The organism is Phenylobacterium sp. NIBR 498073 (assembly GCF_027286305.1).
Classification (GTDB): Bacteria; Pseudomonadota; Alphaproteobacteria; order Caulobacterales; family Caulobacteraceae; genus Phenylobacterium.
This window is the reverse complement of sequence record NZ_CP114599.1, coordinates 618,397-643,440: the sequence shown is the minus strand read 5'-3', so window position 1 is coordinate 643,440 and position 25,044 is coordinate 618,397. Positions and strand designations below refer to the sequence as shown.

Sequence of the window (25,044 nt, the reverse complement as noted above, 5' to 3'; positions counted from 1 at the left end):
GACTCAGACGCGAATGGGTCCCGGTCTTCGGCTACGCCGAAACCGGGATGACACCCCGGGAACGGGGCCCGCTCACCACCAGGTCAGGTCGGTGCGCTTGCCGTCGACGATCACGCCCTTCAGTCGCGCGCGGCCGTCGTCGCCGACCGACACCACCGCGAAGGCCGGGGCCTCGCCCTGGCGGCGCTGCCGCAGCGCCTTTTCGATGGCCAGGGCCTCGTCCTGATCGGCGTGGAAGCGGTCGACGCCGATGTCCAGGGTGACCACGTCGGCCTCGGCGTCGCCGAAGGTGGTGCGCGAGCAATAGACGCCGCCGCGCACCGCCAGCTGCGCGCCGCCGGCCAGGGCGGCCTGGCGGCTCGCCCCGACGCCGACGAACCGGTAATGGCCGCCAGCCGGCTTCAACCCGATCCAGCCGCCCTCCTCGAAGCTCGTGCGCTCATGCGGGCAGGACAGGCCCAGCGCCAGCTGTTGCGACAGGCGCAGGGCCACATAGTGGCCGGTCAGCAGGTCGCGCGGGTCGACCGCCTCCATCGGCAGCAGAACCTCGCGGCCGGCGGCGCGAGCGGCGTTCTCGCGCAGCACCACCCCGACCAGCAACAGCACCAGGACGGCGGCCGCGGCGGCGATACGCAGGGGCAGGCTGGCGATCATGGCTTGCCCCTCCGCCGGGTCAGGCCGCCAGCGATCAGCGCGATCAGCGCGCAGACCGCGAACAGCCCGGCTGCGGTCATCAGGCCCAGCCCCAGGTCGAACAGGATCGCGCAGACCGCCGCGATCATCGAAACCACGCCGGCGGCCGTGACCATGCCCTGGCGGTCATGCATACCGAGCGCGATCACCCCGCCCGAGATCAGCAGCCAGGCCGCGCGGTGGGCGATCAGCCCCCCGCCCTTGAACTCGTCGAACCCGGCGACGCCGTAGAAGACCAGCGCGCCCCAGACGAACCACAGCAGGAAGATCAGCGCCGTGCGCCGCTCGCCCAGCTGCCGGGCGCCGGCGGCCAGCACCGCCAGCACCGCGCTGCTGACCAGCAGGCTGGTCGCGCCCCAGCGCTCGAACTGGGCGATCGCCGCCACCAGCCCGACGATCAACGCCAGGGCCGAGGCGTGCGCCAGCGGCTTGGAGTTCCACAACCAGGCTAAGCCCATCCCGACCGGGGCGGCGAAGATCAGCCAGCGGCTCTCGCCGCCATCGAAGCGGCCGGCGAACTCGCCGAAGCCCAGCAGGGCCAGGGCGACGACGCCCGCGGCGCTGGAGCGTCCTGCGACCGTCAGCAGGGCGGCGGCCAGGCCCGCGCTGCGCAGCGCGCGCTGCGGATCGCCGGCGATGTCGAAGATCTGGCCGGTCAGGCCGATGGCCGCGGCGTAGACCAGCGCCGCCACCGCCAGCAGGGTGTTGCTCAGCAGGGGGCGGCCAGCCCTCGCGGCCCAGGCCCCCCCGCCGGCCGTGGCCACGAACAGTCCGACGATCAGCCCGAAGCGCGGGAGCCGCGGGATCGCGCCCCAGTTGGCGGCCACGAAGGCGATGGCCGCGGCCCCCAGCAGCAGCGCCCCGATCACCGCCAGGGCGGCCGAGGCGTCGATCCGCCGGCCGTCCGACACCCGGTCCAGGATCGCCTGCCGGTTCGCCGCCGGCACCAGCCCGGCGGCGATCCATTCGTCGACATCCTTCGTCAGCCGAGCCCTGTAGCTCGCCATCCACGCCTCCGCGCCGTTCGGCCTGGACCCTCGCCCATGCCGCCGGCGCAGGCAACCTCAACTCAGGCGGGATTCGGCGAAGGCGCGCATGGCCGCGACCAGGTAGTCGGCGAACCCGGTCGCGCGGCCCTCGTACCTGGCCCGGAAGTCGGGATGATCGGCGTACATGTCGGCCAGGACCCGGTAGGCGGGAGCGTCCGGGGCGTCGAGGGCGCGGCGGATGTCCTCCAGCCGCAGCCCCAGTTCGCGGTGGAACAGGATCTGCTGCAGACGCAGCAGTTCGGACTCGCCGTAGTAGCGATAGCCGTTCTGCCCGACCGTGGCCGGCTTCAGCAGCCCGATCTCGTCGTAGTGGCGCAGGGTGCGCACCGAGACGCACGAGAGTCCGGCCAGCTCGCTGACGGTGTAGACGCTCATCATGCCCTCCGCCGTTACGGCGTGGACAAGCAGCTATCCCGCAGCGTGAGGGTCAAGCGGCCACCGACTCCGCGTCCTGAAGGAACAGACTGCTGATGGCGCTGAGCAGGCGCTCGGCCTTGATCGGCTTTTCGACCACCCCGTCCATGCCCTGGGCCAGGTAGTTGGCCGCGTCCCACGGATCGGCGTTGGCGGTGATCGCCAGGATCGGCACCTCCGCCGCCGCCCCGGCCAGGCCGCGGATGCGCCGCGTGGCGCCCACGCCGTCGAGGTTCGGCATCTTGATATCCATGAGCACCAGGTCGAAGCGCCCGGAGGCCGCGGCGCTGACCGCCTGTTCGCCGTCCTCGACGCTTTCGCTGGTGCAGCCGAACATGCCGCACAGCGTCTCGGCCACCAGGCGGTTGGTCGCGTTGTCATCGGCGATCAGCACGTGCAGGCCGCCGGGGCCGCCGCTGAGGTCCGGCTCGGCGGCGATCTCGGCCTGGCTCGGGGCCGGCAGGTCGAACAGCGGAAATTCGAAGCGGAACGCCGTGCCGCCGGAATCGCTCTCGACCCCGATGGCGCCGCCCATCTGCTCGACCAGCTGGCGGCAGATCGACAGGCCCAGCCCCGCGCCGCCCTCGCGCACGCCGGCCTCGGTCTGGCTGAACGGCTGGAAGATCGCGCCCAGCCGGTCGGCGGGGATGCCGACGCCGCTGTCGCGCACCTCGCCCTCGATCAGCACATGCACGTCGCTGCGACGGGCCGCCAGCAGCACCAGCACGCCGCCCTGGCGGGTGAACTTCAGGGCGTTGCCGATCAGGTTGTTGAACACCTGCTTGATCCGCACCGCATCGCCCAGCACCCACTGGTCGAGCGCGCCATCGTAGCGGAAGTCGAGGCTCAGCCCCTTGAGCTCGGCCCGCGCGGTCCACAGCGCCGAGAGGTCGTCGAGCAGGCCCGGCAGGTGGAAGCTGTCCTCGGCAAGCTCCAGCTGGCCGGCGTCGGCGCGGCTGAAGTCGAGGGCGTCGGTCAGCAGCCGCAGCAAGGTCTGGCCGGAATCCTGGATGGTGGCCACGTAGGGCTTCAGCGCCGGGTCGCCCAGCCGCCGCTGCAGGATGTCGGCGATGGCCAGCACCCCGTTCAGCGGCGTGCGGATCTCGTGGCTCATCACCGCCAGGAACTGCGACTTGGCGGTCAGCGCGCTCTGCGCCTCGAGCTTGGCCTGGTTGAGCGTGTCGGCCAGCCGGGTCATCTCCTCGGCGTGGGCGCGGTTGGCGGCGCTGGTCGCCTGCAGCAGGGCGAGCGTCGAGCCGACCCCGGCGTAGCGGCCGCCGCTGACCACCACGAAGCCCTTCATCACTTCGCTGGAGCGGTCGGCCAGCACGTCGCCGCAGAACTCGGCCACCGCGGTGTCGCCTTCGGCCACCAGCGGCGCGGCGTTCATCAACAGCGAGATCGGCCGCAGGGCGTAGAGCGCCCGGCCATAGTGGGCGGCCATGGCCACGAAGAAGGCATTGCGTTCGACCAGGCCGACGGGGCGGCCCTCCTCGTCGATCACGGCGATCGCCAGAGTGTCCGGCTCGGCCTGGAAGCGGTCATAGACGTCCTGGCCCAGGGTCTCCGGCGTGATCGGCGCGATCGACTGGATCAGGTCGAGCAAGATGGCGGTCATCGGACAAGGCTCTCGCGGGTCGAGCAGCGCTTTAGTCGCCCCTCGGCTAACGAGCCATGAATAACTTATACTTTTCTTTGTTAAATCAAATACATAATGTCACACAACCGTCATGCCGCCGTCACATGCGGAAGGCGATCGGAGCCGTTCAGGTGCTCGGTGGTCGGCCCCAGCGCCTGGACGGCGGCGTGCGGCTACGCCATGATGGCGAGGTACGGCTCAAGAAAGAGGATTTCATGTCTGAGCTTGCGTTCGAGGTCCGGGCCTAACCGCCGAGCCGGCGTCCTCGTCTGAATATCGGCAGTCAGGCCCCAACGTCCGCGCCCTCGTTTTCACGAGATCTGGCCCGGGCGCGTTTCCTCATGCCTGAACGCTGGATATTCCATTGAACGTTTCAAAAGCGCAGCAACGCACGCTGCACGCCATGGCCCAAGGCGGCCGGATCATCCTCGAACGCGACGAACGCGGCGCCATCCTCGCAGCCGACTGCGTCACCCGCGACGGCTGGGTGCTCAGCGACTGCAACGTCGCGATCTTCAAGAGCCTGAAGCAGAAGCGGTTGATCGCCAGCCGCGACAGTCAGCCCTATCAGATCACCAAGGAGGGACTGAGGAGCCTGCGCAGCCAGCTCGACAACCGCACGTCCGCCCGGGCCTTCTAGACCCCGGCGAACTTCAGGAAATGGACGCGCGCGGCGCCGTAGTCGCGTGCGTCCAGCTTCTCGAACCCCGCAACCTCGAAGTCCGGCTCGTCCGAGCCGCGCTCGAACATCACCACCGCGCCGGGCGCAAGCCAGCCGCCGGCCGCCAGCTTGGCGAGCGCGACCTCGCCCAAGCCCTTGCCGTAGGGCGGATCAAGGAAGGCAAGGTCGAAGGCCGGACCATCGGCGCCGGGGCGCGTCCCCAGGTCGGTGGCGTCGCGACGATGGACGCGGGTCCGCCCGAACAGGCCCATGGCGTCGACGTTCTGGCGGATCGCCCCACGGGCCTGCTCGTCGGTCTCGACGAACAGGCAGAAGGCCGCGCCGCGCGACAGGGCCTCGAAGCCCAGCGCCCCGGAGCCGGCGAACAGATCGATGATCCGCAGGTCCCGCACGCCGGGCGACCAGGCCGCGTGCTCAAGGATGTTGAACACCGCCTGGCGCGCGCGGTCGGAGGTCGGGCGCGTGCGATCGCCCGGCGGCGTGGCGATGGCCTTGCCGCGGAACTCACCGGAAACGATACGCATCAGCCGTCCCGCTTAGGTCCGCGCGGACCGCCGGGGCGCGGGCCCCGCGGACCGGGCTTGCCGCCGCCGCCGCCCGAGCGCGGGCGGTCGGAACGCGGGCCGTCGCCTCGCGGGCCATCGGGACGCGGGCCGGAACGCGGACCGCCGAACCCCGGCTTGCCGCCAGGCCGCGGACCGCGCGGACCGTCGGCGCGTTCGGGACGTCCTTCACCCCGCGGCGCATCATTGCGCGGGCCACCCGGGCGGGGACCGGAGCGCGGACCGCCGAAGCCCGGCTTGCCGCCCGGACGCGGGCCCGACGGCCGCGGACCACGCGGACCATCGAAGCGCTCGGCGCGGTCCTCACGGCGCGGCGCATCTCCGTCCGGCCGCGGGCTGCGCGGTCCACGATCGGGACGCCCTTCGCCACGCGGCGCGTCGCCGTCGCGGCGCGGGCCGCGGGCCGGGCCCGCCCAGTCGCCGCGGGGACGCTCGTCACGGCCCTCCGGACGCGGGCCGCGCGGCTTGGCCGGCTTGCCGTCGTTGGAACGCGGTCCGCGCTCGATCAGGGTTGCGCCCTTGCGCGGGCCATCGCCCGGCTTGCGCTTGGGGCCGCCGGCGCGGGGCGGCGGCCGCGGCGGAGCCAGCGGATCACCGGGCGCGTAGCTGCGGATGCCGCCCGGGGTGTCGCCGGGAATGCGCGGCGAGCGTCGACGCGGCGCCAGCGGGACGGCGGGCGCGACCTCCTCGCCCGGGCGCGGGGCGCGGCGGCGCTTCACGGCCGGGGCCTTGATCTCGACCTTGGGACGGGCCCAGCCTTCCTTGTAGGCGGGCTTGGGCTTGGGCTCGGCCGCGGGACGGGCCGAGGAGCCGCGACGACCAGTGCCGTCGTGTACCGCATGGGCGCCGGGCGGGGCCTTCGGGGCCTTGAACGACGGGCGGTCGCCGGTCGGCAGGTTCTCGGGCGCGATGTACTCGACCAGCTGCTCGCGGATCACCCGCGGGCCGACCTCCTCGATCTGGCCGACCGGCAGCGAGCCGAGCGCGAACGTGCCGTAGGACATGCGGATCAGCCGCCCGACCTCCAGGCCCACCGACTTCAGCACCTTGCGGACTTCGCGGTTCTTGCCTTCGGCGATGGTGACGGTGATCCAGACGTTGGCGCCGCTCGGGCCGTCCTTGGCCTTGTCGATCTTGGCTTCCAGCGGACCGTAGCGGACGCCCTCGACGGTCACGCCGTCGGCCAGCTTGTCGAGATCGGCCTGGGTCACGCGGCCGCGGGCGCGCGCCCGGTAGACCCGGACGACGCCGCTGGAGGGCTGTTCCAGCGCGCGGGCCAGTTCGCCGTCGTTGGTCAGCAACAGCAGGCCTTCGGAGTTGATGTCCAGGCGCCCGATCGAGATCAGCCGCGGCAGGCCCGGCGGCAAAGCGTCGAACACCGTCGGGCGGCCCTGCGGGTCCTTGTGCGTGGTCAGGAGGTCGATCGGCTTGTGATAGCGGAACAGCCGCGTCGGCTCGGCGGCGTCGACCACCTCGCCATCGACCGTGAGGATATCGTCGGGCCGAACGTTCACCGCCGGGCTGGTCAGCACCTCGCCGTTCAGGGCCACGCGGCCCTCTTCAATGAGTTTTTCGACGTCTCGCCGGGAGGCTACGCCTGCCCGAGCCAGCGCCTTTGCGACGCGCTCACCTTGACCGGAGGCCGTCTCGTCGTTTCGTTGGGGGTCGTGGATCATGATCATCGCACCATGCGCATCGCGCTCGCGGCGGCGCAAGACGCCGCGTCACGCGGAGAAACTCCCGTAGGCGCCGTCGTCGTCGATCCGAGGACCGACGAGATCGTCGCCGTCGGGGCCAACGGCCCGATAGGCGCGCACGATCCGACCGCTCATGCCGAGATCGTCGCCCTAAGGCAAGCGGCTGCGAAGCTCGGGAACTACCGGCTGACCGACCTGACCCTCGTCGTGACCCTCGAGCCCTGCGCCATGTGCGCCGGAGCGATCAGCCATGCGCGGATCGGCCGCGTCGTGTTCGGGGCCGAGGACCCCAAGGGCGGCGCCGTGGTGCATGGCCCGAAATTTTTTGAGCAACCGACCTGCCACTGGCGCCCGCAGGTCACCGGCGGGGTGCTGGCCGAGGAAAGCGCCGAACTGCTGCGCGGCTTCTTCCGCGCCCGCCGCAAGAAGAAGGGCTAACCCCGGAACAGCTCGAGGAACGCGGCCAGCGCCGCCGGGTCGCCCTTCTCGATCTTGACCTTGCCGGAGGTGAGCGCCGCCTGCATCGCGCCCGGCGAGGCCAGCGCCCCGACCCAATCGGCCTTGGTCGCGGCGACCACCAGCGGGACGTCGCCGGCCACGCCCTGCGGCGTCTCGGCCACGCCGCGGCGCACGCGGATGGTCCAGTCGCCGTCGCCGATCAGCTTCAGCCCCACGGCCGCCTGCGCATTCGCCGCCTTTTCGGCGTTGAGCCGCACGGGGAAGGTCGCCACCACCGCGGCGGCCGGCAGGCCGGCGGCCTGCGAGCCGCTCTGGCGGGCGCTGATGATCTGGGCCCAGCCGGGGGCCTTCTTCTCGAGCTCGGCGGCGCGCTCCAGATAGTAGTTGCGGCCGTTGGGCGAGACACTGTCGTAGCCGAGCTGACGGAACGCCTTGGCCTGCAGGGCGTCGGCCTGCGGCTTCAGCCCCGCGTCGGCCCGGCCGACATGACCGGCCAGCTCGGCCGCCCATTTCCAGCGCCCGTCGTCGAACGCCTTCTGCGCCGCGGCCTGCGCCTGGGGCGCGCCGCCGGCCAGATCGACAATTTCCTTGGCCCGCACGTCCGGCGCGTCGAACGATAGGGCGGCCGGGTCGCCGCCGAACCAGCCCATGTAGCCGGCGAAAATCGAGCGCACCGACCATTCGACCGTGCCGTAGTGCTCGTAGAGGTACGGGTCGGCCGCCAGGTGGGCCGGCAGCTTCACCTTCTCGACGATCTCGTCCGGGGTCAGGCCCTGGTTCATCCAGCGGACCGTCTGGTCGTGGGTGAAGCGGATGGCGTCGCGGTAGTTGGTCAGCTCGGCGGCGATGGCCTGCGTCCCGACGATCGGCCGGGTGTGCGAGGGGACCAGCACCTCGGCCTTCAGCTCGCGCATCCGGTCGATGGAGTCCGCCCACTGCACCGGGTCGCGGTAGCTGGTGCCGCGGATCGTGTAGAGGTTGGGGAAGGCCTTGTAGATGTTGTCGCCGGGGAACAGCACCTTGCGCTCGGGCATCCAGACCAGGATCTGGTCCTCGGTCTCGCCGGGGGCATGTTCGAGCACGAACCGCTCACCGCCCAGCGTGATCTCCAGCTTGTCCGCAAACACGGTGTTGGGCGGGATGAAGCCCCCCGCCCCGCCGCCGCTGAAGGCCGAGAGATAGGGCCCGATCCCGACGCTGACGAAGCCGTCCGGCGTGCCCTTGGGCAGGAACACCCCGTACATCCGCGCCGCCCGCGCGGCGATGGCGGGGGCCGCAACGCCGTTCCACTTGGCCGCCTCGCGCAGCAGGGTGTCGTGGGCGATGATCTTGGCGCCGTCCGCCACCGGAAATCCGCGGGCGCCGTTGATGTGGTCGTTGTGGTTGTGGGTGTAGATCACCCCGACGATCGGCTTGCCGGCCGCGTGCGGCTCGAACTGGGTCCAGACCTTCTTGGCCTCATCGAGGCTGTCGGTGGTGTCGATGATGACGACCCCGGTCTTGCCGACCACCATGATCGAATTGGCGATCCCATAGCCGACCGCCGAAAAGATCCCCGGCGCCGGTTCATAGACCTTGGGCGGCGCGAACTCGGCGGTGTGGGCGGCCAGCGAAGGAGCGATCCGCGGGGCCGGCTCGTGGGCGAAGGCGGCGCCGGCGGCGCTCAGGGCGGCGGTCAGCGCGGCCCTTTGGGCCAGCATGCGGATCATCGAAGTCGCTCCCTATTGGCACGCAGCACGCCAATTGGAGCCGGCCGCCTCCAGCGGTCAAGGCTTGCCAGCGGAAAACCTCGCCCCGAAGATGGCCCCATAACTTAGATCATTAGGGAGAAACGACATGGGCCTGCTGGACGGCAAGGTCGCCATCATCACCGGCGCGGGCAACGGTTTGGGCGAGGCCTACGCCAAGCTGTTCGCCAAGGAAGGGGCCGCGGTTGTGGTCAACGACCTGGGCGGGCCGCGCGACGGTTCCGGTTCGGATAAGGGCGCGGCGCAGAAGGTCGTTGACGACATCATCGCCGCCGGCGGCCGGGCCGCGGCCAACACCGACGACGTCTCGACCCTCGAAGGCGGCGAGAACATCCTGAAGACCGCCCTGGATAATTTCGGCCAGGTCGACATCCTCGTCTGCAACGCCGGCATCCTGCGCGACAAGACCTTCGCCAACACCACCGAGGCCGATTGGGACCTGGTCGTGAAGGTCCACCTGAAGGGAACCTACTGCTGCACCATGCCGGTGTGGAAATGGATGAAGGACAACGGCAAGCCCGGGACTATCATCATGACCTCCTCGACCTCGGGCCTCTACGGCAACTTCGGCCAGTCGAACTACGGCGCGGCCAAGGCCGGCATCTACGGCTTCATGCGCGTGCTCTCGATCGAGGGGCGCAAGTACGGCATCCGGGTCATGGGCCTGGCCCCCGGCGCCTTCACCCGCATGACCTCGGACCTCCCCGGCTTCCGCGACAAGGAACCCGATCCGATGGCCCTGCCGGAGAACATCGCCCCCGGCGTGCTCTACATGGCCTCGGACCTCGCCGCCGACCACACCGGCAAGGTGCTGGGCGTCTCGTCCCGCGGCGTCCGCGAGATCAAGATGCTGCAGACCGACGGCTTCACGCCGGGCCGGCCCTACACCGCCCAGGAGGTCGCGGAGAACGCCGCCAAGGTGTTCTTCCCGGCCGCTCCGGAGAAGACCGCCGCGAGCGCCTGATCTATCGCGGGGGGCGTCGTACGAGCGTCGCCCCCGCGCCGTGTCATTGCCGGTTTGCGAAGCAAGACCGGGATGACACTCTAGGCGAATACGGCCAGCCGTTCGTCCAGCCTCTGGCGCACGGCCGGCCACTCGTCGGCGAGGATCGAGAAGATCACCGTGTCGCGGATGCGGCCGGTCCAGGTGACGCGGTCCTGGCGCAGGATCCCTTCCTGCACCGCCCCCAGCTTCAGCACCGCCGCGCGCGAGCGGGCGTTGCTGGCGTCGACGCGATAGACCACCCGCCGCGCGCCGCCGTCGAAGGCGTGCCCCATCATCAGCCGCTTGGCGGCCGGATTGACCACGCCGCCCCGCACGTCGGGCCGGTAATAGGTGCCGCCGACCTCCAACACCGCATTGGCCGGGTCGACGCCGTAGAAGGTGGTGAGCCCGACCACTTCGCCGCCGACCATCACCGCGTAGCCCTGGGCGCCGCCCTTGGCGTTGTCGTCGATCAGCTTGGCCCAGGTCGGGTCGAAGTGCTCGCCGGCCCAGGAGTAGGGATAGAGGCGGGTCCAGACGTCCTGGTCGGCGTTGCAGGCCGCGCGCAGCCCCTCGCGGTGCGGCTCGCCGATCGGCTCCAGCCGCACGAACGGGTTTTCCAGCACCCTGGGTTCGATCTTCATCCGGCCCCTCGCACGAACAGTTGAGCGGCCTGGATCAGATAGAGGACCCCGATCCCGGTCACGATCCACTTCGTCCAGCGCTTGAAGTCCACATCGGTGATGCGGCCGAGGATCCAGCCGCCGACCGCCGTACCCGCCATCGAGAGCGGAATGGCGATCACGAACATCCACCAGGGCGGCAGGTCCTGGGCGCGACTGGTGAGCAGCGGCGTCCCGTAGACCAGGATCTTGGCCAGGTGGGCGAACACCTGGGTCGCGGCCTTGGTGGCGACGATGGCGTGCCGGGTCAGGCTGGTGCGCACAAAGAAGATGTCGAGCAGCGGGCCGGCGACCCCGGCGGAGAGGTTGAGGCCCGTGACCATCAGGCCCGACGCGAAGGCCTGGGGCGGCCGCGCCGCGTCGAGGTTGATCCAGCGCTGCGGCAACCAGAGCAGGAACGGCACCAGGCCCATCAGCAGGTAGAGCACCGGCTTGGACGGCGCCAGCGAGATCAGCGCGACGATGCCGCCGGCAATCGCCGAGGCCAGGGCGTACCAGCCGACGATGTCCCAGCGGACGAACTTGCGGTGCAACACCGCGCGCCAGCCGTTGGCGACGAGCTGCAGGATGCCGTGGGTCACGAATGCGGCGGAGACCGGCAGCACCAGCGCCAGCCCGCCCATCAGCACCAGGCCGCCGGCCATGCCGAACACCCCCGACAGGGTCGCCGTGACGAAGGCCAGGCAGATTATGAACAGAGCCGAGATCAGGCCCATGGGTCGTCCTCCAGGTTGCGAGCGGCTCGGACGGGGGACACAGGCGCCCCGGCTCCACCGGTCAGCTGCGCGACGCGCGCGCGGGAAAGAGGTCGCCTCGCTGCGGCTCCCGGCGGTCGCGCCGGACGGAGGTTCGCTGTGGGCGAACCTTGCTTACACCGAACAGGCGTGGCTGTCAGATGAGCTTGTAGAAGTATGTGGTGCTGCAGAGTTCGCCGTCGGGCGTCAGCGCGTAGTTCGGGATGACCCCGACCCGCTCCCAGCCCAGCCGCGCGTAGAGCCGCTCGGCCTCGCCGCCGGTGACCGTGTCGAGCACCAGCAGCGTCAGGCCGAGGCCGCGGCCCGCGTCCTCGGCGGCGGCCAGCAGCGCCTCGGCCGCGCCGCGCCGCCGGCCGCGTCGGTGGACGAGCATCTTGGCGACGTCGCCGCGGTGCGGCTGGTTGGGCATGCCGGCGGCGATCACCTGCACGACGCCGAACAGACCCTCGTCGTCCTCAGCCGCCAGCACCGCGCGGCCGTCGCCGGCCTGGGCCGCGGCCGCGCGCGCCCAGAACGCAGTCGCCTCGTCGAGGGTCAGGCCCGCCATGAACGAGACCGAAGCCCCGCCGTCCACGCAGTCCTTCAGCACCGCCCCGAGGGCCGAGGCGGCGCGGAGGGTTTCGTCGGCGCTCAGCCGTTTGATGCGAAAGCTCATGGTCTGAGCCTAGGCCCGGCCGACCGCGCCGGTCGATGGCGGCCGGGCAAAGAAAAAGGCCCCGGACGCGCCGGGGCCTGATCCTGTGCAGCTGTGTCAGCCGACGCCTAGTTGCGGAACACCGCGGCGGTCGACGGATCGTGCGGCATCTCGCGGTACTGGCGGACCTCGTTGCGGCCCACGACCATGTGGTGCACCTCGTCCGGGCCGTCGGCCAGGCGCAGGGTGCGGGTCGAGGTGTACATCCGGGCCAGCGGGGTCTTTTGGCTGACGCCCAGGGCGCCGTGCATCTGGATCGCCTGGTCGATGATCGTGCAGACCCGCTCGGGCACCATGGCCTTGACCATGTGGATCCAGATCCGGGCTTCGTCGCGCGGCAGGATGTCCATGGCCTTGGCGGCCTTGAGCACCATCAGGCGCATGGCCTCGATCTCGATGCGGGCGCGGCTGACGATTTCGATGTTGCCGCCCAGCTGGATGATCGGCTTGCCGAACGCCTCGCGGGTCAGACCGCGGGTGACCAGCAGGTCGAGGGCCTTCTCGGCCTGGCCGATGGCGCGCATGCAGTGGTGGATACGGCCCGGGCCCAGGCGCAGCTGGCTGATCTCGAAGCCGCGGCCTTCACCGAGCAGCATGTTCGAGGCCGGCACGCGCACGTTGTCGAACACGATGTGCATGTGGCCGTGCGGGGCGTCCGGATCGCCGAACACGTTCATCGGGCCGAGGATCTTCACGCCGGGCGCGTCGGTCGGCACCAGGATCTGCGACTGGCGCAGGTGGGGCGGGCCGTCCGGGCTGGTCTGGACCATGGTGATCATGATCTTGCAGCGCGGGTCGCCGGCGCCCGAGATGTAGTGCTTCTCGCCGTTGATCACGTACTCGTCGCCGACCAGGGTGGCGCGGGTGTTGATGTTCTTGGCGTCGGACGAAGCGGCGTTGACCTCGGTCATCGCGAAGGCCGAGCGGATCTCGCCGTTCAGCAGCGGCTTCAGCCACTTTTCCTTCTGTTCCGGCGTGCCGACGCGCTCCAGCACTTCCATGTTGCCGGTGTCCGGGGCGGCGCAGTTCATCGTCTCCGACGCCATCGGGTTCTTGCCGAGTTCGACGGCGATGTAGGCGTAGTCGAGGTTCGACAGGCCTTCACCGGTGTGGGCGTCCGGCAGGAAGAAGTTCCACAGGCCGGCGGCCTTGGCCTTGTCCTTGGCCGCTTCCAGCACTTCCAGCTGGCCGGGCGCGTAGCTCCAGATGTCGGTCTTGCCCTCGCCGAGGCGATGGAATTCCTCGGACATGGGCTGGACCACGTCCTTGATGAATTGCTTGACCTGATTGTAGAGCGGCAGCGCCTTGTCCGACATGCGCAGGTCGTTCAGTTCGTCCTGCACGTTCAGCGTGAAGCTGGCCTGCTTAGCGGCCTCGGTCATCTGGGTCTCTCCTGCTGCGATCTTGGTTGGCGGTAGTTTTGGCCCATATTCCCGCAAAATCAAACAAGCGTTTTAATTTTACAGCGTCCAGCATTGGACGTGCGCCATCGCGAGGCCGAGAACCCCTGCTGCGCAAGGGCTCAGTCCGAAATCACGGATCGGAGAAAGCCGGCGCCTCCGCGCCGCCGCCTCAGGCGTAGAGCGGCGCGGGCAGGCTCAGCAGCACCAGGGCCGCAGCCAAGCCCAGGATGACCAGCGCAGGCGCAAGCTTGAGGAGCAGGTTCATGATGGTGACATGGGAGCGACCGGTCGGTATCGCCAGCCGCAATCCCGACATTTTCTCGCGGGCCGCTCAGCCCTGGTGGCAGACGGCTTCGATGTTGTGTCCGTCGGGATCGAGCACGAAGGCCCCGTAATAGGTCGGGTGATAGTGCTCGCGCAGGCCCGGCGCGCCGTTGTCGCGCCCGCCGGCGGCCAGGGCGGCCGCATAGAAGGCGTCGACCGTGGCGCGGTCGGGCGCGGTGAAGGCGACGTGCAGGGCGCCGGTCGTCGCGCCGGCGTCGCCGATCCAGAAATAGGGCCTGCCGTCCGAACCATAGCCGAGATGGCTGGAGCCGCCGGTCTGCTCGGGCGTCACCTCCATCACCATGGCCACGCCCAACGGCGCGAGCGCGGCGTCGTAGAAGGCCCGCGCCCGGGCGAAGTCGCTGACGGTCAATCCGATGTGGTCGAGCATGGCGTGTCCTCCGATCGTCAACCGCCAGCCTTAGCGGCGGGACTGACGCAAACCTGTCAGCAGCCCCGCCGGTTCGCCGGCTATTTCGCGGCCAGGCCCGAGGTGTTCTTGCAGACCGCCTCGACCAGCGCCTTGTCCTCGGCGCTCTTGGCCGCGCCGGGGGTGGCGGTGCGCCAGGTCGCCGACAGCTCCAGCGGCTTCTTCGGCGAATAGCCGCCGAGGCTGATCATCGACTTGCCGCTGCAGTCGACGGCGGTGACGAAGCCGACCCCGTCGGCCTTGCCAGGGCCGGACGGCCCCATGCGCGGTTCGGCGCCCGGCTTGCCGACCGCCTGCATCACGACCACGCGGCCCGTCAGGGTGTCGCGGTATGAATAATCGGCGTCATAGGACCATTCGAGCCCGTTGGCGGTCTTGGCGTAGGGGGTCCAGGCCTCGGCCTGGGCGGTGGTGGCGGCGGCCAAGGCGCAGAGGCCGGCGAGCGCGAAAATGCGGCGCATGGTGGTGTTACTTCTCCTGGTGTTCCCTCGGGTCCGACCCTATCTGCGGCGCGTGCCGGTAACCAAGCGGAATCAAAAACCGTCGTGCGCCGTGCTTGACTCCCTTCGGAGCGTTCCCTACCTCCGCCCTGCGTTAGCACTCAGGGGTCGCGGCTGCTAACGGCCGCACCCGGAGGCTGACCGACAGGCATTCAACCGTCCCGAACGGAGACATAAGATATGGCGTTTCGTCCTCTGGGAGACCGCGTCCTCGTGAAGCGCGTCGAGGAAGAAGAAAAGACCAAGGGCGGGATCATCATCCCCGACACCGCCAAGGAAAAGCCGCAGGAAGGCGAAGTCGTCGCCGTCGGCCCTGGCGCCCGTGACGACAACGGCAAGCTTCAGCCGCTCGACGTGAAGGCCGGCGACCGCATCCTGTTCGGCAAGTGGTCGGGCACCGAGGTCAAGATCGACGGCAAGGACCTGCTGATCATGAAGGAAAGCGACGTCCTGGGCGTGGTCGAGTAACCACCCCTCCTTCGTCCTTCCTCCCCATCCACTTCTATTGAAAGACGAGAAAAATGGCCGCCAAAGACGTCTATTTCTCCTCCGACGCTCGTGACCGCATGCTGCGCGGCGTCAACACCCTCGCCAACGCGGTGAAGGTGACCCTCGGCCCCAAGGGCCGCAACGTCGTCATCGAAAAGTCGTTCGGCGCCCCGCGCTCGACCAAGGACGGCGTCTCGGTCGCCAAGGAAATCGAACTGGCTGACCGCTTCGAGAACCTCGGCGCCCAGCTGATCCGCGAAGTCGCCTCGAAGACCAACGACAAGGCCGGCGACGGCACCACCACCGCCACCGTCCTGGCGCAAGCCATCGTCGTCGAAGGCCTGAAGTCGGTCGCGGCCGGCATGAACCCGATGGACCTGAAGCGCGGCGTCGACAAGGCGGTCGCCAAGGTCATCGAGGAGATCAAGTCGACCTCCAAGAAGGTCACCACCAACTCGGAAATCGCTCAGGTCGGCACCATCTCGGCCAACGGCGACCTGGAAGTCGGTGAAATGATCGCCAAGGCCATGGCCAAGGTCGGCAACGAAGGCGTCATCACCGTCGAAGAAGCCAAGAGCCTGGAAACCGAACTCGACGTCGTCGAGGGGATGCAGTTCGACCGCGGCTACCTGTCGCCGTACTTCATCACCAACGCCGACAAGATGGAAGTCGAGCTGGAAGAGCCGCTGATCCTGCTCTTCGAAAAGAAGGTCTCCTCGCTGCAGCCGCTGCTGCCGGTGCTGGAAGCCGTGGTGCAGTCGGGCCGTCCGCTGCTGATCATCGCTGAAGACGTCGAAGGCGAAGCCCTGGCCACCCTGGTGGTCAACAAGCTGCGCGGCGGCCTGAAGGTCGCGGCCGTCAAGGCTCCGGGCTTCGGCGATCGCCGCAAGGCCATGCTGGAAGACATCGCCATCCTGACGGGCGGCGAGCTGATCAGCGAAGACCTGGGCATCAAGCTCGAGAACGTCACCCTCGACATGCTCGGCCGCGCCAAGAAGGTCCAGATCACCAAGGACGACACCACCATCGTGGACGGCGTCGGCGCGAAGGACGCGATCGAAGGCCGCATCGGCCAGATCAAGCGTCAGATCGAAGAGACCACCTCGGACTACGACAAGGAAAAGCTGCAAGAGCGTCTGGCCAAGCTGGCCGGCGGCGTTGCGGTCATCCGCGTCGGCGGCGCGACTGAAGTCGAAGTGAAGGAAAAGAAGGACCGCGTCGACGACGCCCTCAACGCGACCCGCGCGGCCGTGGAAGAAGGCATCGTGCCCGGCGGCGGCGTGGCGCTGCTGAAGGCCTCCAAGGTCCTCGACGGCCTGAAGGGCGACAACGCCGATCAGGACGCCGGCGTCGCCATCGTGCGTCGCGCCCTGCAGGCGCCGATCCGTCAGATCTCGGAGAACGCCGGGGTCGAAGGCTCGATCGTCGTGGGCAAGATCCTCGAGAACAACTCGCCGACCTTCGGCTTCAACGCTCAGACCGAGCAGTATGTCGACCTGGTCGCCGACGGCGTCATCGACCCGGCCAAGGTCGTCCGCACCGCTCTGCAGGACGCCGCCTCGGTGTCGGGCCTGCTGATCACCACGGAAGCGGCGATCGTCGAAGCCCCGAAGAAGAACGCTCCTGCCGGCGGCATGCCGGACATGGGCGGCATGGGCGGCATGGACTTCTAAGTCCAAGCTTAGCTTCGAAATGACGAAGGGCGGGGCCGCGAGGCTCCGCCCTTTTTCTTTGCCGCTACCGCTTTGCGTCCCCGATCACCACGCCGCCGGCCCAGCTGGCCAGGCCGGTGATGATCGCCGCGGCGACGCCGGACCAGAAGCCGTGCACCCAGAAGCCGGGCAGCATCCAGGCCACCAGCCCGATCATCGCCGCGTTCAGCACCAGCAGGAACAGCCCCAGGGTGACGATGGTCAGCGGCAGGGTGAGGATGAACAGGATCGGCCGCACCACAGCGTTCAGCACCCCCAGCAGCACTGCCGCCAACAGCAGGTCGACGAAGCTGTCGTAACCCACCCCCTTGAGCAGATAGGCGGCGAGCGCGAGGCCCAGCGCGGCGAAGATCACGCGGGCGATAAAGCGGGTCATCGGGAAGCTCCGTGGCGTTTCGCAACTGACGATGGGGCCGGGCGCGCAGCTTTGCAATCGCACGGGCCGGGCCTAAGTCTGGCCTGCAACCCGCCAGGAGCCCCCATGCCCTACGTCAACATCCGCATCACCGCCGGCGCCACCGAAGAACAGAAGGCCGAACTGATCGCCGGGACGACCGACCTGCTGGTCAAGGTGCTGAACAAGAACCCGGCCTCGACCTTCGTGGTGATCGATGAGGTGCCGCACGAGAACTGGGGGAGCGGCGGGATCAGCGTCGCCGCGCGCGACCGCAAGACCCCCTGAGCTCCCCTGAGTTTCAGGCCGGTTACAAGCGCGCCCCGCTTTGGCCGCACCGCCGGTCCAGCTAGACCGCCCGGCGCCGGGACGGGCGCGCAAGGGTTTCTCATGCTTCGTATCGCCATCGCCGCCGCGCTGCTCGCCGCCACGCCTGCTCTCGCCCAGCCGGGTCCGCCGCAGGGAGGCCCGGCCGGTCCCGGCGAGCACGTGCGCCTGTTCCTCAGCCCGTCGGGCGAGCCGTTCCGCGGGCAGGACGGCCTGGCCGACTGGTTCGCCGCGGCCGACGCCGACAAGGACGGGACGCTGACACTGGCCGAGTTCCGCGACGACGCCATGCGCTTCTTCAAGGTGCTGGACGCCGACGACGACGGCCAGGTCGACGGCCCGGAGAACAGCGCCTACGAGACCAAGATCGCGCCCGAGATCACCCGTATGGACCTCGGTCCCGGCGGCCCGCCCGGCAAGCGTCCGCTCGTGCGCCGGACCGACAAGCGCGAGCCGCGGGTCGGGGCGGCTCGGTTCTCGCTGATCAACGAGGCCCAGCCGGTGCGCGGCGCCGACGCCGACCTCAACCAGCGGGTCAGCAGCGAGGAATGGGCCAAGGCCGCCCGCCGGCGTTTGGAGATCCTCGACGCCGACCAGGACGGCAAGCTGACGCTCGACGCCCTGCGCCCGCGCCTGGCGCGCTAGGCGCTCGCCAGGTCCACCTGCGGCACCTGCTGGCTGAGCCGGCCGCCGATGCGGATCGGCTCGACCCGCCGCGCAAGGCCGCTGGAGTCGTCGGTCTCGACGAACACGCCGCAGACCGTCGCCGGTCCCTCGGCAGGCTTGTAGCGGCCTCCGGAGATGCGGGTGGTGAACCGGCGCAGCGGCTCTTCCTTCTGGTTGCCGATGACGCTGTCATAGTCGGCGCAGGCGCCGGCGTCGGTCTGGTAGGCGGTGCCGCCCGGCAGGATCTGGCAGTCGGCGGTCGGCACGTGGGTGTGGGTGCCCACCACCAGGCTGGCGCGGCCGTCGCAGAAGTGGCCCATGGCCATCTTCTCGCTGGTCGCCTCGGCGTGCATGTCGACCACCACAGCGTCGGCGACCATGCCCAGCGGGGCCTTGTCCAGCTCGCGGTCGACGGCGGCGAACGGGTCGTCGAGCGAATCCATGTGCACCCGGCCGAGCAGGTTGATCACTACGATCCGCTTGCCTTCCCGCGTCTCGAACAGATTGGCGCCGCGGCCCGGCGCGTCGGCCAGCACCGGATAGTTCAGCGGCCGGATCAGCCGCGGTTCGCGCACGATGTAGGTCAGCGCTTCCTTCTGGTCCCAGGAGTGGTTGCCCAGGGTCAGGCAGTCGGCGCCGGCGTCGAACAGTTCGCGCGCGGTGCTCTCGGTGATCCCGAAGCCGGCCGCCGCGTTCTCGGCGTTGATGATCACGAACTCGAGCCCCAGCGCGCGGCGCAGGTGCGGCAGGTGATCGGCGAGGCCCTCGCGGCCGGCCCGGCCGACCACGTCCCCGAAGAAAGCAAAGCGCATGCGGAATTAGTCCTTTCGGACCTCCGTATACCCGTTTTCCGTGAGGATGGCGTCCAGCCTTTGGTCGTGCGGCTCCATGACCAGGGCCTCGACCTCCTGGCCGGCATAGGCCAGGCCCAGCACGAACACCGGACCACGCGCCCGCAACGCCGCCAGGGTGCGGTCGTAGTGCCCGCCGCCCTGGCCCAGACGACCGCCGGCCTTGTCGAAGGCCAGCAGCGGGCAGATCACCAGGCTCGGCGTCACCTGCGGCGCCTCGGGCGGCGGCGTCGGCACGCCGAAGGCGTCGGTCTGCGGCGCATCGCCCGCCCGCCAGGCCCGGAAGATCAGCGGCGCGTCGGCCGCCATCGTCACCGGCAGGGCCAGGCGGCCGCCGGCGTTGACCAGCCGCGCGGCCAGCGGGGCCGGATCGAGCTCGGAGCCCACCGCATGGTAGCTGGCGAACCACTCGAAGGCCGGCAGCGCGTCGAGCGGCAAGGCCGCGGCGGCGGCCTGGGCGGCGTCCGGCCGCGCCGCATCGAGGGCCCGCCGGCGCTTGCGCAGCACGCTTCGAAGTTTCGTTTTGTCAGGAGGAAGGTTCACCGCGCGAGCTTAGCGCGAAGGGTGGCGGCGCCGCGAGAGCCGTGAAGGTCGGTTTTATCCCCTCGGACCTGGCTAACCAGGTGGGCTCCGTAGTGCCTGGCCCCACGGGACCAGGCAGGGACAGATCCCTTCGAAGAAATTAAGGTCTCTGGGATAGATTGCCTTCGACGAGAGCCACAGCATGACCCGCCGGGACCCAAGGTAGGGCGGCGGGGCGTCGGGAACAAGCGGGGCGGACCGCCAAAAGCTGTCATCCCGGTTTCGGCCCAGCCGAGGACCGGGACCCATTCGCGCCGTATTGCGGAATGGGCTGGGTTGGGACTCTCCCGAGAGATCAGGTGTTCATGGGTCCCGGTCTTGCTTCGCAAACCGGGATGACACTCACTATCCCTGCGCCAGCTTTTCGATGCGCTTGGCGGCGTTTTCCAGGGCGCCGACGGCGCGGGTCTCCACCCGGGCCTGGTCGGACTGGAAGCGGGCGAGTTCGGCCTGCACCACCGAGAGACGGCCTCGCAGGTCGGAAAGTTCGTCGGCCAGCAGCAGGGCGCCCATCAGGAACAGCCGCGTCTCGCCCAGCTGGCCCATGTCCTCGGACACCTGGCGCACCTGGCGGTCGAACAGCCGGGCCAGCTCCAGCAGGTGGTGTTCCTGGCCGTCCTCGCAGCCGACCGCATAGGGGCGGCCGTTGACGGTGATGTTGACCTGAGCCATGGCCTCTACGCCTCCTCGGTCTCTTGCGCAGGTTCGCCGGCCAGCGCCGCCTTGATCTCGGCGATGGCGCGACCCAGGGCCGCAGAGGCTTCGGCGCCGGCTTCCTCCAGCTCGCGCTCGCGCACCTTGGCCTTTTCAAGCTCGGCCACCAGCCGGCCGCCGCCTTGGTCGAACAGGTCCCCGCCCCCCTGCCCGGCCCCGCCCGCAAGGCGTTGCTCGAGTTGAGAGATCGCCCGGTCCAGCCGTTTCACGGCCTGCTCGAGAGGGCTTTCGCCCGCCGGCTCCCGCATATTCCCGCGCTCCGAAACTGTGTCCGTTAATCTATAGACTGCGTCGGCCTTGCGCCGAAAGCCGGACTGTGGCGTGACGTTTCCTTGACCCTGCAAGCCTCGCGTGCGAGGGGCGCGCGCAAATTCCCGCACTCTTCCCCGCCAGACTCACCGGAACAGATAATGCCCGCACCGCTGCAAACCATGGCCGACGCCATTCGCGTGCTCTCGATGGACGCCGTCGAGCAGGCGGCCTCGGGACACCCCGGCATGCCGATGGGCATGGCCGACGTCGCCACGGTGCTGTGGAGCAAGTTCCTCAAGTTCGACGCCAGCGCGCCCGACTGGGCTGACCGCGACCGCTTCGTGCTGTCGGCCGGCCACGGCTCGATGCTGCTCTACTCGCTGCTGCACCTGACCGGCTTCAAGGCGATGACGCTGGAGCAGATCAAGAACTTCCGCCAGTGGGGCTCCAACACCGCCGGCCATCCCGAATACGGCCACACCCCGGGCGTCGAGACCACGACCGGCCCGCTGGGCCAGGGCCTGGCCACCAGCGTCGGCATGGCGATGGCCGAGCGTCACCTGGCCGCCCGCTTCGGCGCCGACCTAGTCGACCACCGCACCTGGGTGATCTGCGGCGACGGCTGCCTGATGGAGGGCGTCAGCCATGAGGCGATCAGCCTGGCCGGCCGCCTGAAGCTGAACAAGCTGACCGTTCTCTGGGACGACAACGACGTGACCATCGACGGCGCGGTGTCGCTGGCCGAGACCGGCGACCAGGTCGCCCGCTTCAAGGCCGCCGGCTGGGCGGTGAAGTCGATCGACGGGCACGACTACGGCCAGATCCGCCGGGCGCTGGCCTGGGCCACCAAGCAGAACCGTCCCTCGCTGATCGCCTGCAAGACCAAGATCGGCAAGGGCGCGGCGACCATGGAAGGTCACCACAAGACCCACGGCGCGGCCCTGGGCGCGACCGAGATCGCCGCCACCCGCGCCAAGATGGGCTGGTCGGCCGAGGCGTTCGCGATCCCGGACGAGGTCGTGAAGCCCTGGCGTTCGGCCGGTCGCCGCGGCGCCAAGGACCGCAAGGGCTGGGAAAAGCGCCTGGCCGCCTCGAACCACGCCGCCGAGTTCACCCGCGCCATCAAGGGCGAGCTGCCGGCGGACGCCTTCGAACGCCTGGACGCCCACATCGCCGAAGCCGCGAGCGCCAAGCCGGCCGCCGCCACCCGCCAGCATTCGGGCTCGGCGCTGGACGCGCTGTTCCCGGCGATCCCGGAAATGGTCGGCGGTTCGGCCGACCTGACCGGCTCGAACAACACATTCGTCAAGAACACCGCGATCTTCGACACCCCCGACTATGCCGGCCGCTACGTGAACTACGGCGTGCGCGAGTTCGGCATGGCTGCGGCGATGAACGGCATGGCCCTGCACGGCGGCGTCATCCCCTACGGCGGGGCGTTCATGGTGTTCTCGGACTACAGCCGCCCGGCGATCCGCCTGGGCGCGCTGATGGGCGTGCGGGTGGTCCACGTGATGACCCACGACTCCATCGGCGTCGGCGAGGACGGCCCGACCCACCAGCCGATCGAGCACCTGGCCAGCATGCGCGCCATGCCCAACCTCAACGTCTTCCGCCCGGCCGACGCGGTGGAGACCGCCGAGTGCTGGAAGGTCGCGCTGCAGTCGAAGAAGACCCCTGCGTTCATGGCCCTGTCGCGCCAGAAGGTCCCGGCGGTGCGCGACAGCGCCCCGGAAAACCTCTCGGCCAAGGGCGCCTACGAGCTGAAGGCCGCCAGCGGCGAAGCCAAGGTGACCATCTTCGCCTCGGGCACCGAAGTCTCGATCGCCGTCGCGGCCCAGGGCCTGCTGGAAGCCGAGGGCGTTCCGACCCGCGTCGTCTCCACCCCCTGCTGGGAACTGTTCGACGCCCAACCGGAAGCCTATCGGCAGGCGACCATCGGCAAGGCGCCGGTGCGCGTCGCCGTCGAGGCGGCGGCCAGCTTCGGCTGGGAGCGGTTCATCGGTGAAAACGGCGTCTTCGTCGGCATGCACGGCTGGGGCGCCAGCGCGCCGGCCGACCGCCTGTACAAGGAATTCGGCATCACCGCCGAAGCCGTCGCCGCCGCCGCGAAGGCCAAGCTCGGCTAAGCTGGGCCGGCCCGCCTCCATCGTCAGCCGCGGAAGCCTATCGGCAGGTTTTCGCGGCTGATCTCCAACTACCTGCCAGGATGGCCCGCATGCGTCTCGGAACCCCGCTCTCGCCGTCGGCCGTCAGGGTCATGCTGCTGGGCTCGGGCGAGCTCGGCAAGGAAGTCGCCATCGAGCTGCAGCGGCTCGGCTGCGAGGTCATCGCCGTCGACCGCTACGCCGGCGCCCCGGCCATGCAGGTGGCCCACCGCAGCCACGTCATCGCCATGACCGACCCCGTGGCCCTGCGCGCCCTGGTGCTGGCCGAATGCCCGCACCTGATCGTGCCCGAGATCGAGGCCATCGCTACCGACGAGCTGGTCAAGCTGGAGGCCGAGGGCGTGGCGACCGTCATCCCGACCGCCCGCGCCGCCCAGCTGACCATGAACCGTGAGGGCATCCGCCGACTGGCCGCCGAGACCCTTTCCCTGGCCACCTCGCCCTACGCTTTCGCCTCCTCGGAGGCCGAGCTGGCGGAGGGCGCGGCCAAGGTCGCCGGCTTCCCCTGCTTCGTGAAGCCGGTGATGTCGTCGTCGGGCAAGGGCCAGTCCTATGTCGAGGGCCCCGAGGGCATCGCCGCGGCCTGGCGCTACGCCCTGGAGGGCGGCCGGGTCGAACAGCCCCGCGTGATCGTCGAGGGCAAGATCGAGTTCGACTTTGAGATCACCCTGCTGACCGTGCGCTCCAAGGGCGCCGACGGGCAGATCGCGACCAGCTTCTGCGCCCCGATCGGCCACCGCCAGGTCAAGGGCGACTATGTCGAGAGCTGGCAGCCGCAGGCGATGAGCCCGGCCGCGCTGGCCAGCGCCCAGGACATCGCCGCCAAGGTCACCGGCGAGCTGGGCGGCCTGGGCATCTTCGGGGTCGAGCTGTTCGTGCGCGGCGACGAGGTCTGGTTCTCGGAGGTCAGCCCGCGGCCGCACGACACCGGCCTGGTCACGCTGGCCACCCAGTACCTCAGCGAGTTCGCCCTCCACGCCCGCGCCATCCTCGGCCTGCCGACCGACGTCGCCCTGCGCGAGCCGGGCGCCAGTGCGGTGATCTATGGCGGCATGGAGGCCCAGGCCATCGCTTTCGAAGGCGTCGCCGAAGCCCTGCGCGTGCCGGCTGCGGACCTGCGCCTGTTCGGCAAGCCCGAGAGCTTCGAGCGCCGCCGCATGGGCGTCGCCCTGGCCCGCGGCGCCGACGTCGACCAAGCCCGCGAGCGGGCGCGCGAGGCCGCCGCCCTGGTCAAGCCGGTCAAGGGCTGATCAACCGCCCGGCGAAGGCTTCAGCGCCGCCTCGGCGATATGCCACTTGCGCTGTTCGTCGCTGGAGCCGGGCACGTTGTTGACCCGGCGCAGGCGCACGTCGCCCTTCATGTGGACCGCCTCGCCGGTTTTCAGCTGGCCGTAGATGACCACCGGCACCTCGACATAGAGCGAGCCCGCCGCGCCCTCGATGTCGCCGGGCGCGCCGATCTCGGCGTTGTAGCTCGCATACTTGTCGAAACCCGCGGCGAAGGCCTGGGCGGTCTGGCCGCTGGCCTTGCCGCCGTCGCTCCAGAGCTTCCAGGCCTCGGCGTACTTCTGCTCGCCGATCAGCGCGTAATAGGTCTGCACGACGTTGGCCGCGCCCTGGGCGCTTTCGGGGGTGATCGGGCCCTCGGAGATCGGGGTCTTGTCGTCGGGCAGGCCGCCGGGGCTGCCGGGCGGCGGCGGCGCGACCGGGGCGGCGGCCGGCTCGGGCGCCTTGCAGTTTACGCCGGGGGCGCTGGCGATGTCCTCGCCGGCGGCCAACGGGCTGAGCTGCCCCTGGGTCATGCCCTTCGTCCACCACTGATAGCCGTCGCCGGTGTAGCGCGCGCCGCTAGCCGAGATGGCGATCTTCAGGGTGCGGCGCTTGCCGTCGATCTCGACCACCGCGGTGTCGGTGTCGGGATAGCTGGCCCGCACGGTGCGCCCGTCGTCGCAGGCATAGGTGATCACCGGCGCGGCCGGCGCCGCCTTGGCCGGGGCCTGGGCCTGTTCCGCCGGCTTGCTGCAGGCCGCCAGGCCAAGACCGGCCATCACCGCCGCGGCGGCCAGATACTGAAGATTCGCCACTCCGAAGTTCCCTCTGCTGTTCGGCTTGGCCATAGCGCGCGACCGGCGTTCGCGTTCCCGGACCGGTGTTTGACAACGATATCGGCA

At 69.8% G+C, this 25,044-nt stretch carries 28 protein-coding genes; 9 read left to right on the top strand and 19 right to left on the bottom strand.

The features are described from left to right. Positions 1 to 72: 72 nt before the first annotated feature. Genes O4N75_RS03290 through O4N75_RS03270 form a run of 4 tightly spaced genes read right to left on the bottom strand, consistent with a single transcriptional unit; the run spans position 73 to position 3,774 of the window. The gene (locus O4N75_RS03290; protein WP_269627955.1) at positions 73 to 654 is read right to left on the bottom strand and encodes a GDYXXLXY domain-containing protein; all 582 of its coding nucleotides are present in this window, start codon (positions 652 to 654) and stop codon (positions 73 to 75) included. Continuing rightward, the gene (locus O4N75_RS03285; protein ID WP_269627954.1) at positions 651 to 1,700 is read right to left on the bottom strand and encodes a DUF2157 domain-containing protein; all 1,050 of its coding nucleotides are present in this window, start codon (positions 1,698 to 1,700) and stop codon (positions 651 to 653) included. The genes O4N75_RS03290 and O4N75_RS03285 overlap by 4 nt, the downstream gene beginning before the upstream one ends. A 57-nt stretch (positions 1,701 to 1,757) precedes the next feature. Further along, on the bottom strand, positions 1,758 to 2,117 hold the full coding sequence (locus O4N75_RS21285) for a MerR family transcriptional regulator (protein WP_348649523.1): 360 nt from the start codon (positions 2,115 to 2,117) through the stop codon (positions 1,758 to 1,760). A gap of 52 nt (positions 2,118 to 2,169) precedes the next feature. Continuing rightward, on the bottom strand, positions 2,170 to 3,774 hold the full coding sequence (locus O4N75_RS03270) for an ATP-binding protein (RefSeq protein WP_269627953.1): 1,605 nt from the start codon (positions 3,772 to 3,774) through the stop codon (positions 2,170 to 2,172). 385 nt (positions 3,775 to 4,159) lie between these two features. On the opposite strand from O4N75_RS03270, the gene O4N75_RS03265 reads away from it, so the two are divergent. Further along, the gene (locus O4N75_RS03265; RefSeq protein ID WP_269627952.1) at positions 4,160 to 4,435 is read left to right on the top strand and encodes a YjhX family toxin; all 276 of its coding nucleotides are present in this window, start codon (positions 4,160 to 4,162) and stop codon (positions 4,433 to 4,435) included. Here O4N75_RS03265 and rsmD read toward each other — a convergent pair. Further along, a complete protein-coding gene (rsmD, locus tag O4N75_RS03260) occupies positions 4,432 to 5,001 on the bottom strand; it encodes a 16S rRNA (guanine(966)-N(2))-methyltransferase RsmD (protein WP_269627951.1) in 570 nt (189 codons plus the stop codon). The two genes, O4N75_RS03265 and rsmD, sit on opposite strands and share 4 nt — an antisense overlap. Then, a complete protein-coding gene (locus tag O4N75_RS21280; protein WP_348649522.1) occupies positions 5,001 to 6,716 on the bottom strand; it encodes a pseudouridine synthase in 1,716 nt (571 codons plus the stop codon). The genes rsmD and O4N75_RS21280 overlap by 1 nt, the downstream gene beginning before the upstream one ends. Here O4N75_RS21280 and tadA point away from each other — a divergent pair. Then, positions 6,699 to 7,175: a tRNA adenosine(34) deaminase TadA gene (gene tadA, locus O4N75_RS03250; protein WP_348649521.1), complete on the top strand. Its 477-nt coding sequence runs from the start codon at positions 6,699 to 6,701 to the stop codon at positions 7,173 to 7,175. The two genes, O4N75_RS21280 and tadA, sit on opposite strands and share 18 nt — an antisense overlap. Here tadA and O4N75_RS03245 read toward each other — a convergent pair. Beyond that, complete coding sequence (locus O4N75_RS03245) at positions 7,172 to 8,905, bottom strand: alkyl sulfatase dimerization domain-containing protein (RefSeq protein WP_269627948.1); 1,734 nt, start codon at positions 8,903 to 8,905, stop codon at positions 7,172 to 7,174. The genes tadA and O4N75_RS03245 overlap by 4 nt on opposite strands. Positions 8,906 to 9,032: 127 nt before the next feature. On the opposite strand from O4N75_RS03245, the gene O4N75_RS03240 reads away from it, so the two are divergent. Further along, the gene (locus tag O4N75_RS03240; protein ID WP_269627947.1) at positions 9,033 to 9,908 is read left to right on the top strand and encodes an SDR family NAD(P)-dependent oxidoreductase; all 876 of its coding nucleotides are present in this window, start codon (positions 9,033 to 9,035) and stop codon (positions 9,906 to 9,908) included. Positions 9,909 to 9,988: 80 nt separating this feature from the next. Here the strand turns inward: O4N75_RS03240 and O4N75_RS03235 are convergent, their stop codons facing one another. From O4N75_RS03235 to O4N75_RS03210, 6 genes are all read right to left on the bottom strand, one after another. After that, positions 9,989 to 10,573, bottom strand: a complete 585-nt coding sequence (locus O4N75_RS03235; protein WP_269627946.1) for a GNAT family protein — start codon at positions 10,571 to 10,573, stop codon at positions 9,989 to 9,991. Beyond that, positions 10,570 to 11,328 carry a sulfite exporter TauE/SafE family protein gene (locus O4N75_RS03230; RefSeq protein ID WP_269627945.1) on the bottom strand — a complete coding sequence of 253 codons (759 nt, stop codon included), beginning with the start codon at positions 11,326 to 11,328 and terminating at the stop codon, positions 10,570 to 10,572. The genes O4N75_RS03235 and O4N75_RS03230 overlap by 4 nt, the downstream gene beginning before the upstream one ends. 175 nt (positions 11,329 to 11,503) lie before the next feature. Then, on the bottom strand, positions 11,504 to 12,022 hold the full coding sequence (locus O4N75_RS03225) for a GNAT family N-acetyltransferase (RefSeq protein WP_269627944.1): 519 nt from the start codon (positions 12,020 to 12,022) through the stop codon (positions 11,504 to 11,506). A gap of 107 nt (positions 12,023 to 12,129) precedes the next feature. Next, positions 12,130 to 13,443 carry an acyl-CoA dehydrogenase family protein gene (locus O4N75_RS03220; protein ID WP_267232448.1) on the bottom strand — a complete coding sequence of 438 codons (1,314 nt, stop codon included), beginning with the start codon at positions 13,441 to 13,443 and terminating at the stop codon, positions 12,130 to 12,132. A gap of 352 nt (positions 13,444 to 13,795) precedes the next feature. After that, positions 13,796 to 14,179 carry a VOC family protein gene (locus O4N75_RS03215; RefSeq protein ID WP_269627943.1) on the bottom strand — a complete coding sequence of 128 codons (384 nt, stop codon included), beginning with the start codon at positions 14,177 to 14,179 and terminating at the stop codon, positions 13,796 to 13,798. Positions 14,180 to 14,259: 80 nt separating this feature from the next. Then, positions 14,260 to 14,679: a hypothetical protein gene (locus O4N75_RS03210; RefSeq protein ID WP_269627942.1), complete on the bottom strand. Its 420-nt coding sequence runs from the start codon at positions 14,677 to 14,679 to the stop codon at positions 14,260 to 14,262. Positions 14,680 to 14,898: 219 nt separating this feature from the next. Here O4N75_RS03210 and groES point away from each other — a divergent pair, with 219 nt between their 5' ends. After that, the gene (gene groES / locus O4N75_RS03205; protein WP_056017581.1) at positions 14,899 to 15,186 is read left to right on the top strand and encodes a co-chaperone GroES; all 288 of its coding nucleotides are present in this window, start codon (positions 14,899 to 14,901) and stop codon (positions 15,184 to 15,186) included. Between the two features lie 53 nt (positions 15,187 to 15,239). After that, the gene (gene groL, locus O4N75_RS03200) at positions 15,240 to 16,880 is read left to right on the top strand and encodes a chaperonin GroEL (RefSeq protein WP_269627941.1); all 1,641 of its coding nucleotides are present in this window, start codon (positions 15,240 to 15,242) and stop codon (positions 16,878 to 16,880) included. 64 nt (positions 16,881 to 16,944) lie between these two features. On the opposite strand, the gene O4N75_RS03195 is transcribed toward groL, so the two are convergent. Continuing rightward, entirely contained in the window at positions 16,945 to 17,295 is a 351-nt protein-coding gene (locus tag O4N75_RS03195; RefSeq protein ID WP_269627940.1) for a phage holin family protein, read from the bottom strand. A 105-nt stretch (positions 17,296 to 17,400) separates the two neighbouring features. Between O4N75_RS03195 and O4N75_RS03190 the strand changes: the two genes are divergently transcribed. Together O4N75_RS03190 and O4N75_RS03185 are read left to right on the top strand one after the other, a co-directional pair. Then, complete coding sequence (locus O4N75_RS03190) at positions 17,401 to 17,601, top strand: 4-oxalocrotonate tautomerase family protein (RefSeq protein WP_269627939.1); 201 nt, start codon at positions 17,401 to 17,403, stop codon at positions 17,599 to 17,601. A 102-nt stretch (positions 17,602 to 17,703) separates the two neighbouring features. After that, a complete protein-coding gene (locus tag O4N75_RS03185; RefSeq protein ID WP_269627938.1) occupies positions 17,704 to 18,285 on the top strand; it encodes a hypothetical protein in 582 nt (193 codons plus the stop codon). On the opposite strand, the gene O4N75_RS03180 is transcribed toward O4N75_RS03185, so the two are convergent. The 4 genes from O4N75_RS03180 to O4N75_RS03165 all read right to left on the bottom strand — a co-directional run bounded on the left by O4N75_RS03180 (position 18,282) and on the right by O4N75_RS03165 (position 20,662). Further along, positions 18,282 to 19,118 carry a TIGR00282 family metallophosphoesterase gene (locus tag O4N75_RS03180; RefSeq protein WP_269627937.1) on the bottom strand — a complete coding sequence of 279 codons (837 nt, stop codon included), beginning with the start codon at positions 19,116 to 19,118 and terminating at the stop codon, positions 18,282 to 18,284. The two genes, O4N75_RS03185 and O4N75_RS03180, sit on opposite strands and share 4 nt — an antisense overlap. Before the next feature lie 6 nt (positions 19,119 to 19,124). Continuing rightward, positions 19,125 to 19,700, bottom strand: coding sequence for a 5-formyltetrahydrofolate cyclo-ligase (locus O4N75_RS03175; RefSeq protein ID WP_269627936.1), 576 nt, complete (start codon positions 19,698 to 19,700; stop codon positions 19,125 to 19,127). Positions 19,701 to 20,084: 384 nt separating this feature from the next. Continuing rightward, the gene (locus O4N75_RS03170; RefSeq protein WP_183771446.1) at positions 20,085 to 20,411 is read right to left on the bottom strand and encodes a cell division protein ZapA; all 327 of its coding nucleotides are present in this window, start codon (positions 20,409 to 20,411) and stop codon (positions 20,085 to 20,087) included. A gap of 5 nt (positions 20,412 to 20,416) precedes the next feature. Further along, complete coding sequence (locus tag O4N75_RS03165) at positions 20,417 to 20,662, bottom strand: hypothetical protein (RefSeq protein WP_269627935.1); 246 nt, start codon at positions 20,660 to 20,662, stop codon at positions 20,417 to 20,419. Between the two features lie 201 nt (positions 20,663 to 20,863). Between O4N75_RS03165 and tkt the strand changes: the two genes are divergently transcribed. Next, a complete protein-coding gene (gene tkt / locus O4N75_RS03160) occupies positions 20,864 to 22,834 on the top strand; it encodes a transketolase (protein WP_269627934.1) in 1,971 nt (656 codons plus the stop codon). Between the two features lie 89 nt (positions 22,835 to 22,923). Then, positions 22,924 to 24,123, top strand: coding sequence for a formate-dependent phosphoribosylglycinamide formyltransferase (gene purT, locus O4N75_RS03155; protein WP_269627933.1), 1,200 nt, complete (start codon positions 22,924 to 22,926; stop codon positions 24,121 to 24,123). On the opposite strand, the gene O4N75_RS03150 is transcribed toward purT, so the two are convergent. Beyond that, positions 24,124 to 24,957, bottom strand: a complete 834-nt coding sequence (locus O4N75_RS03150; protein ID WP_269627932.1) for an MliC family protein — start codon at positions 24,955 to 24,957, stop codon at positions 24,124 to 24,126. It lies immediately after the preceding gene. Between the last annotated feature and the right edge of the window lie 87 nt (positions 24,958 to 25,044).

Excerpts from the sequence above, each read along its gene's own strand:
- O4N75_RS03290 (WP_269627955.1), bottom strand. The coding sequence starts at position 654 with ATGATCGCCAGCCTGCCCCTGCGTATCGCCGCCGCGGCCGCCGTCCTG.
- O4N75_RS03285 (WP_269627954.1), bottom strand. The coding sequence starts at position 1,700 with ATGGCGAGCTACAGGGCTCGGCTGACGAAGGATGTCGACGAATGGATC.
- O4N75_RS21285 (WP_348649523.1), bottom strand. The coding sequence starts at position 2,117 with ATGAGCGTCTACACCGTCAGCGAGCTGGCCGGACTCTCGTGCGTCTCG.
- O4N75_RS03270 (WP_269627953.1), bottom strand. The coding sequence starts at position 3,774 with ATGACCGCCATCTTGCTCGACCTGATCCAGTCGATCGCGCCGATCACG.
- rsmD (WP_269627951.1), bottom strand. The coding sequence starts at position 5,001 with ATGCGTATCGTTTCCGGTGAGTTCCGCGGCAAGGCCATCGCCACGCCG.
- O4N75_RS21280 (WP_348649522.1), bottom strand. The coding sequence starts at position 6,716 with ATGATCCACGACCCCCAACGAAACGACGAGACGGCCTCCGGTCAAGGT.
- O4N75_RS03245 (WP_269627948.1), bottom strand. The coding sequence starts at position 8,905 with ATGATCCGCATGCTGGCCCAAAGGGCCGCGCTGACCGCCGCCCTGAGC.
- O4N75_RS03240 (WP_269627947.1), top strand. The coding sequence starts at position 9,033 with ATGGGCCTGCTGGACGGCAAGGTCGCCATCATCACCGGCGCGGGCAAC.
- O4N75_RS03235 (WP_269627946.1), bottom strand. The coding sequence starts at position 10,573 with ATGAAGATCGAACCCAGGGTGCTGGAAAACCCGTTCGTGCGGCTGGAG.
- O4N75_RS03230 (WP_269627945.1), bottom strand. The coding sequence starts at position 11,328 with ATGGGCCTGATCTCGGCTCTGTTCATAATCTGCCTGGCCTTCGTCACG.
- O4N75_RS03225 (WP_269627944.1), bottom strand. The coding sequence starts at position 12,022 with ATGAGCTTTCGCATCAAACGGCTGAGCGCCGACGAAACCCTCCGCGCC.
- O4N75_RS03220 (WP_267232448.1), bottom strand. The coding sequence starts at position 13,443 with ATGACCGAGGCCGCTAAGCAGGCCAGCTTCACGCTGAACGTGCAGGAC.
- O4N75_RS03215 (WP_269627943.1), bottom strand. The coding sequence starts at position 14,179 with ATGCTCGACCACATCGGATTGACCGTCAGCGACTTCGCCCGGGCGCGG.
- O4N75_RS03210 (WP_269627942.1), bottom strand. The coding sequence starts at position 14,679 with ATGCGCCGCATTTTCGCGCTCGCCGGCCTCTGCGCCTTGGCCGCCGCC.
- groES (WP_056017581.1), top strand. The coding sequence starts at position 14,899 with ATGGCGTTTCGTCCTCTGGGAGACCGCGTCCTCGTGAAGCGCGTCGAG.
- groL (WP_269627941.1), top strand. The coding sequence starts at position 15,240 with ATGGCCGCCAAAGACGTCTATTTCTCCTCCGACGCTCGTGACCGCATG.
- O4N75_RS03195 (WP_269627940.1), bottom strand. The coding sequence starts at position 17,295 with ATGACCCGCTTTATCGCCCGCGTGATCTTCGCCGCGCTGGGCCTCGCG.
- O4N75_RS03190 (WP_269627939.1), top strand. The coding sequence starts at position 17,401 with ATGCCCTACGTCAACATCCGCATCACCGCCGGCGCCACCGAAGAACAG.
- O4N75_RS03185 (WP_269627938.1), top strand. The coding sequence starts at position 17,704 with ATGCTTCGTATCGCCATCGCCGCCGCGCTGCTCGCCGCCACGCCTGCT.
- O4N75_RS03180 (WP_269627937.1), bottom strand. The coding sequence starts at position 19,118 with ATGCGCTTTGCTTTCTTCGGGGACGTGGTCGGCCGGGCCGGCCGCGAG.
- O4N75_RS03170 (WP_183771446.1), bottom strand. The coding sequence starts at position 20,411 with ATGGCTCAGGTCAACATCACCGTCAACGGCCGCCCCTATGCGGTCGGC.
- tkt (WP_269627934.1), top strand. The coding sequence starts at position 20,864 with ATGCCCGCACCGCTGCAAACCATGGCCGACGCCATTCGCGTGCTCTCG.
- purT (WP_269627933.1), top strand. The coding sequence starts at position 22,924 with ATGCGTCTCGGAACCCCGCTCTCGCCGTCGGCCGTCAGGGTCATGCTG.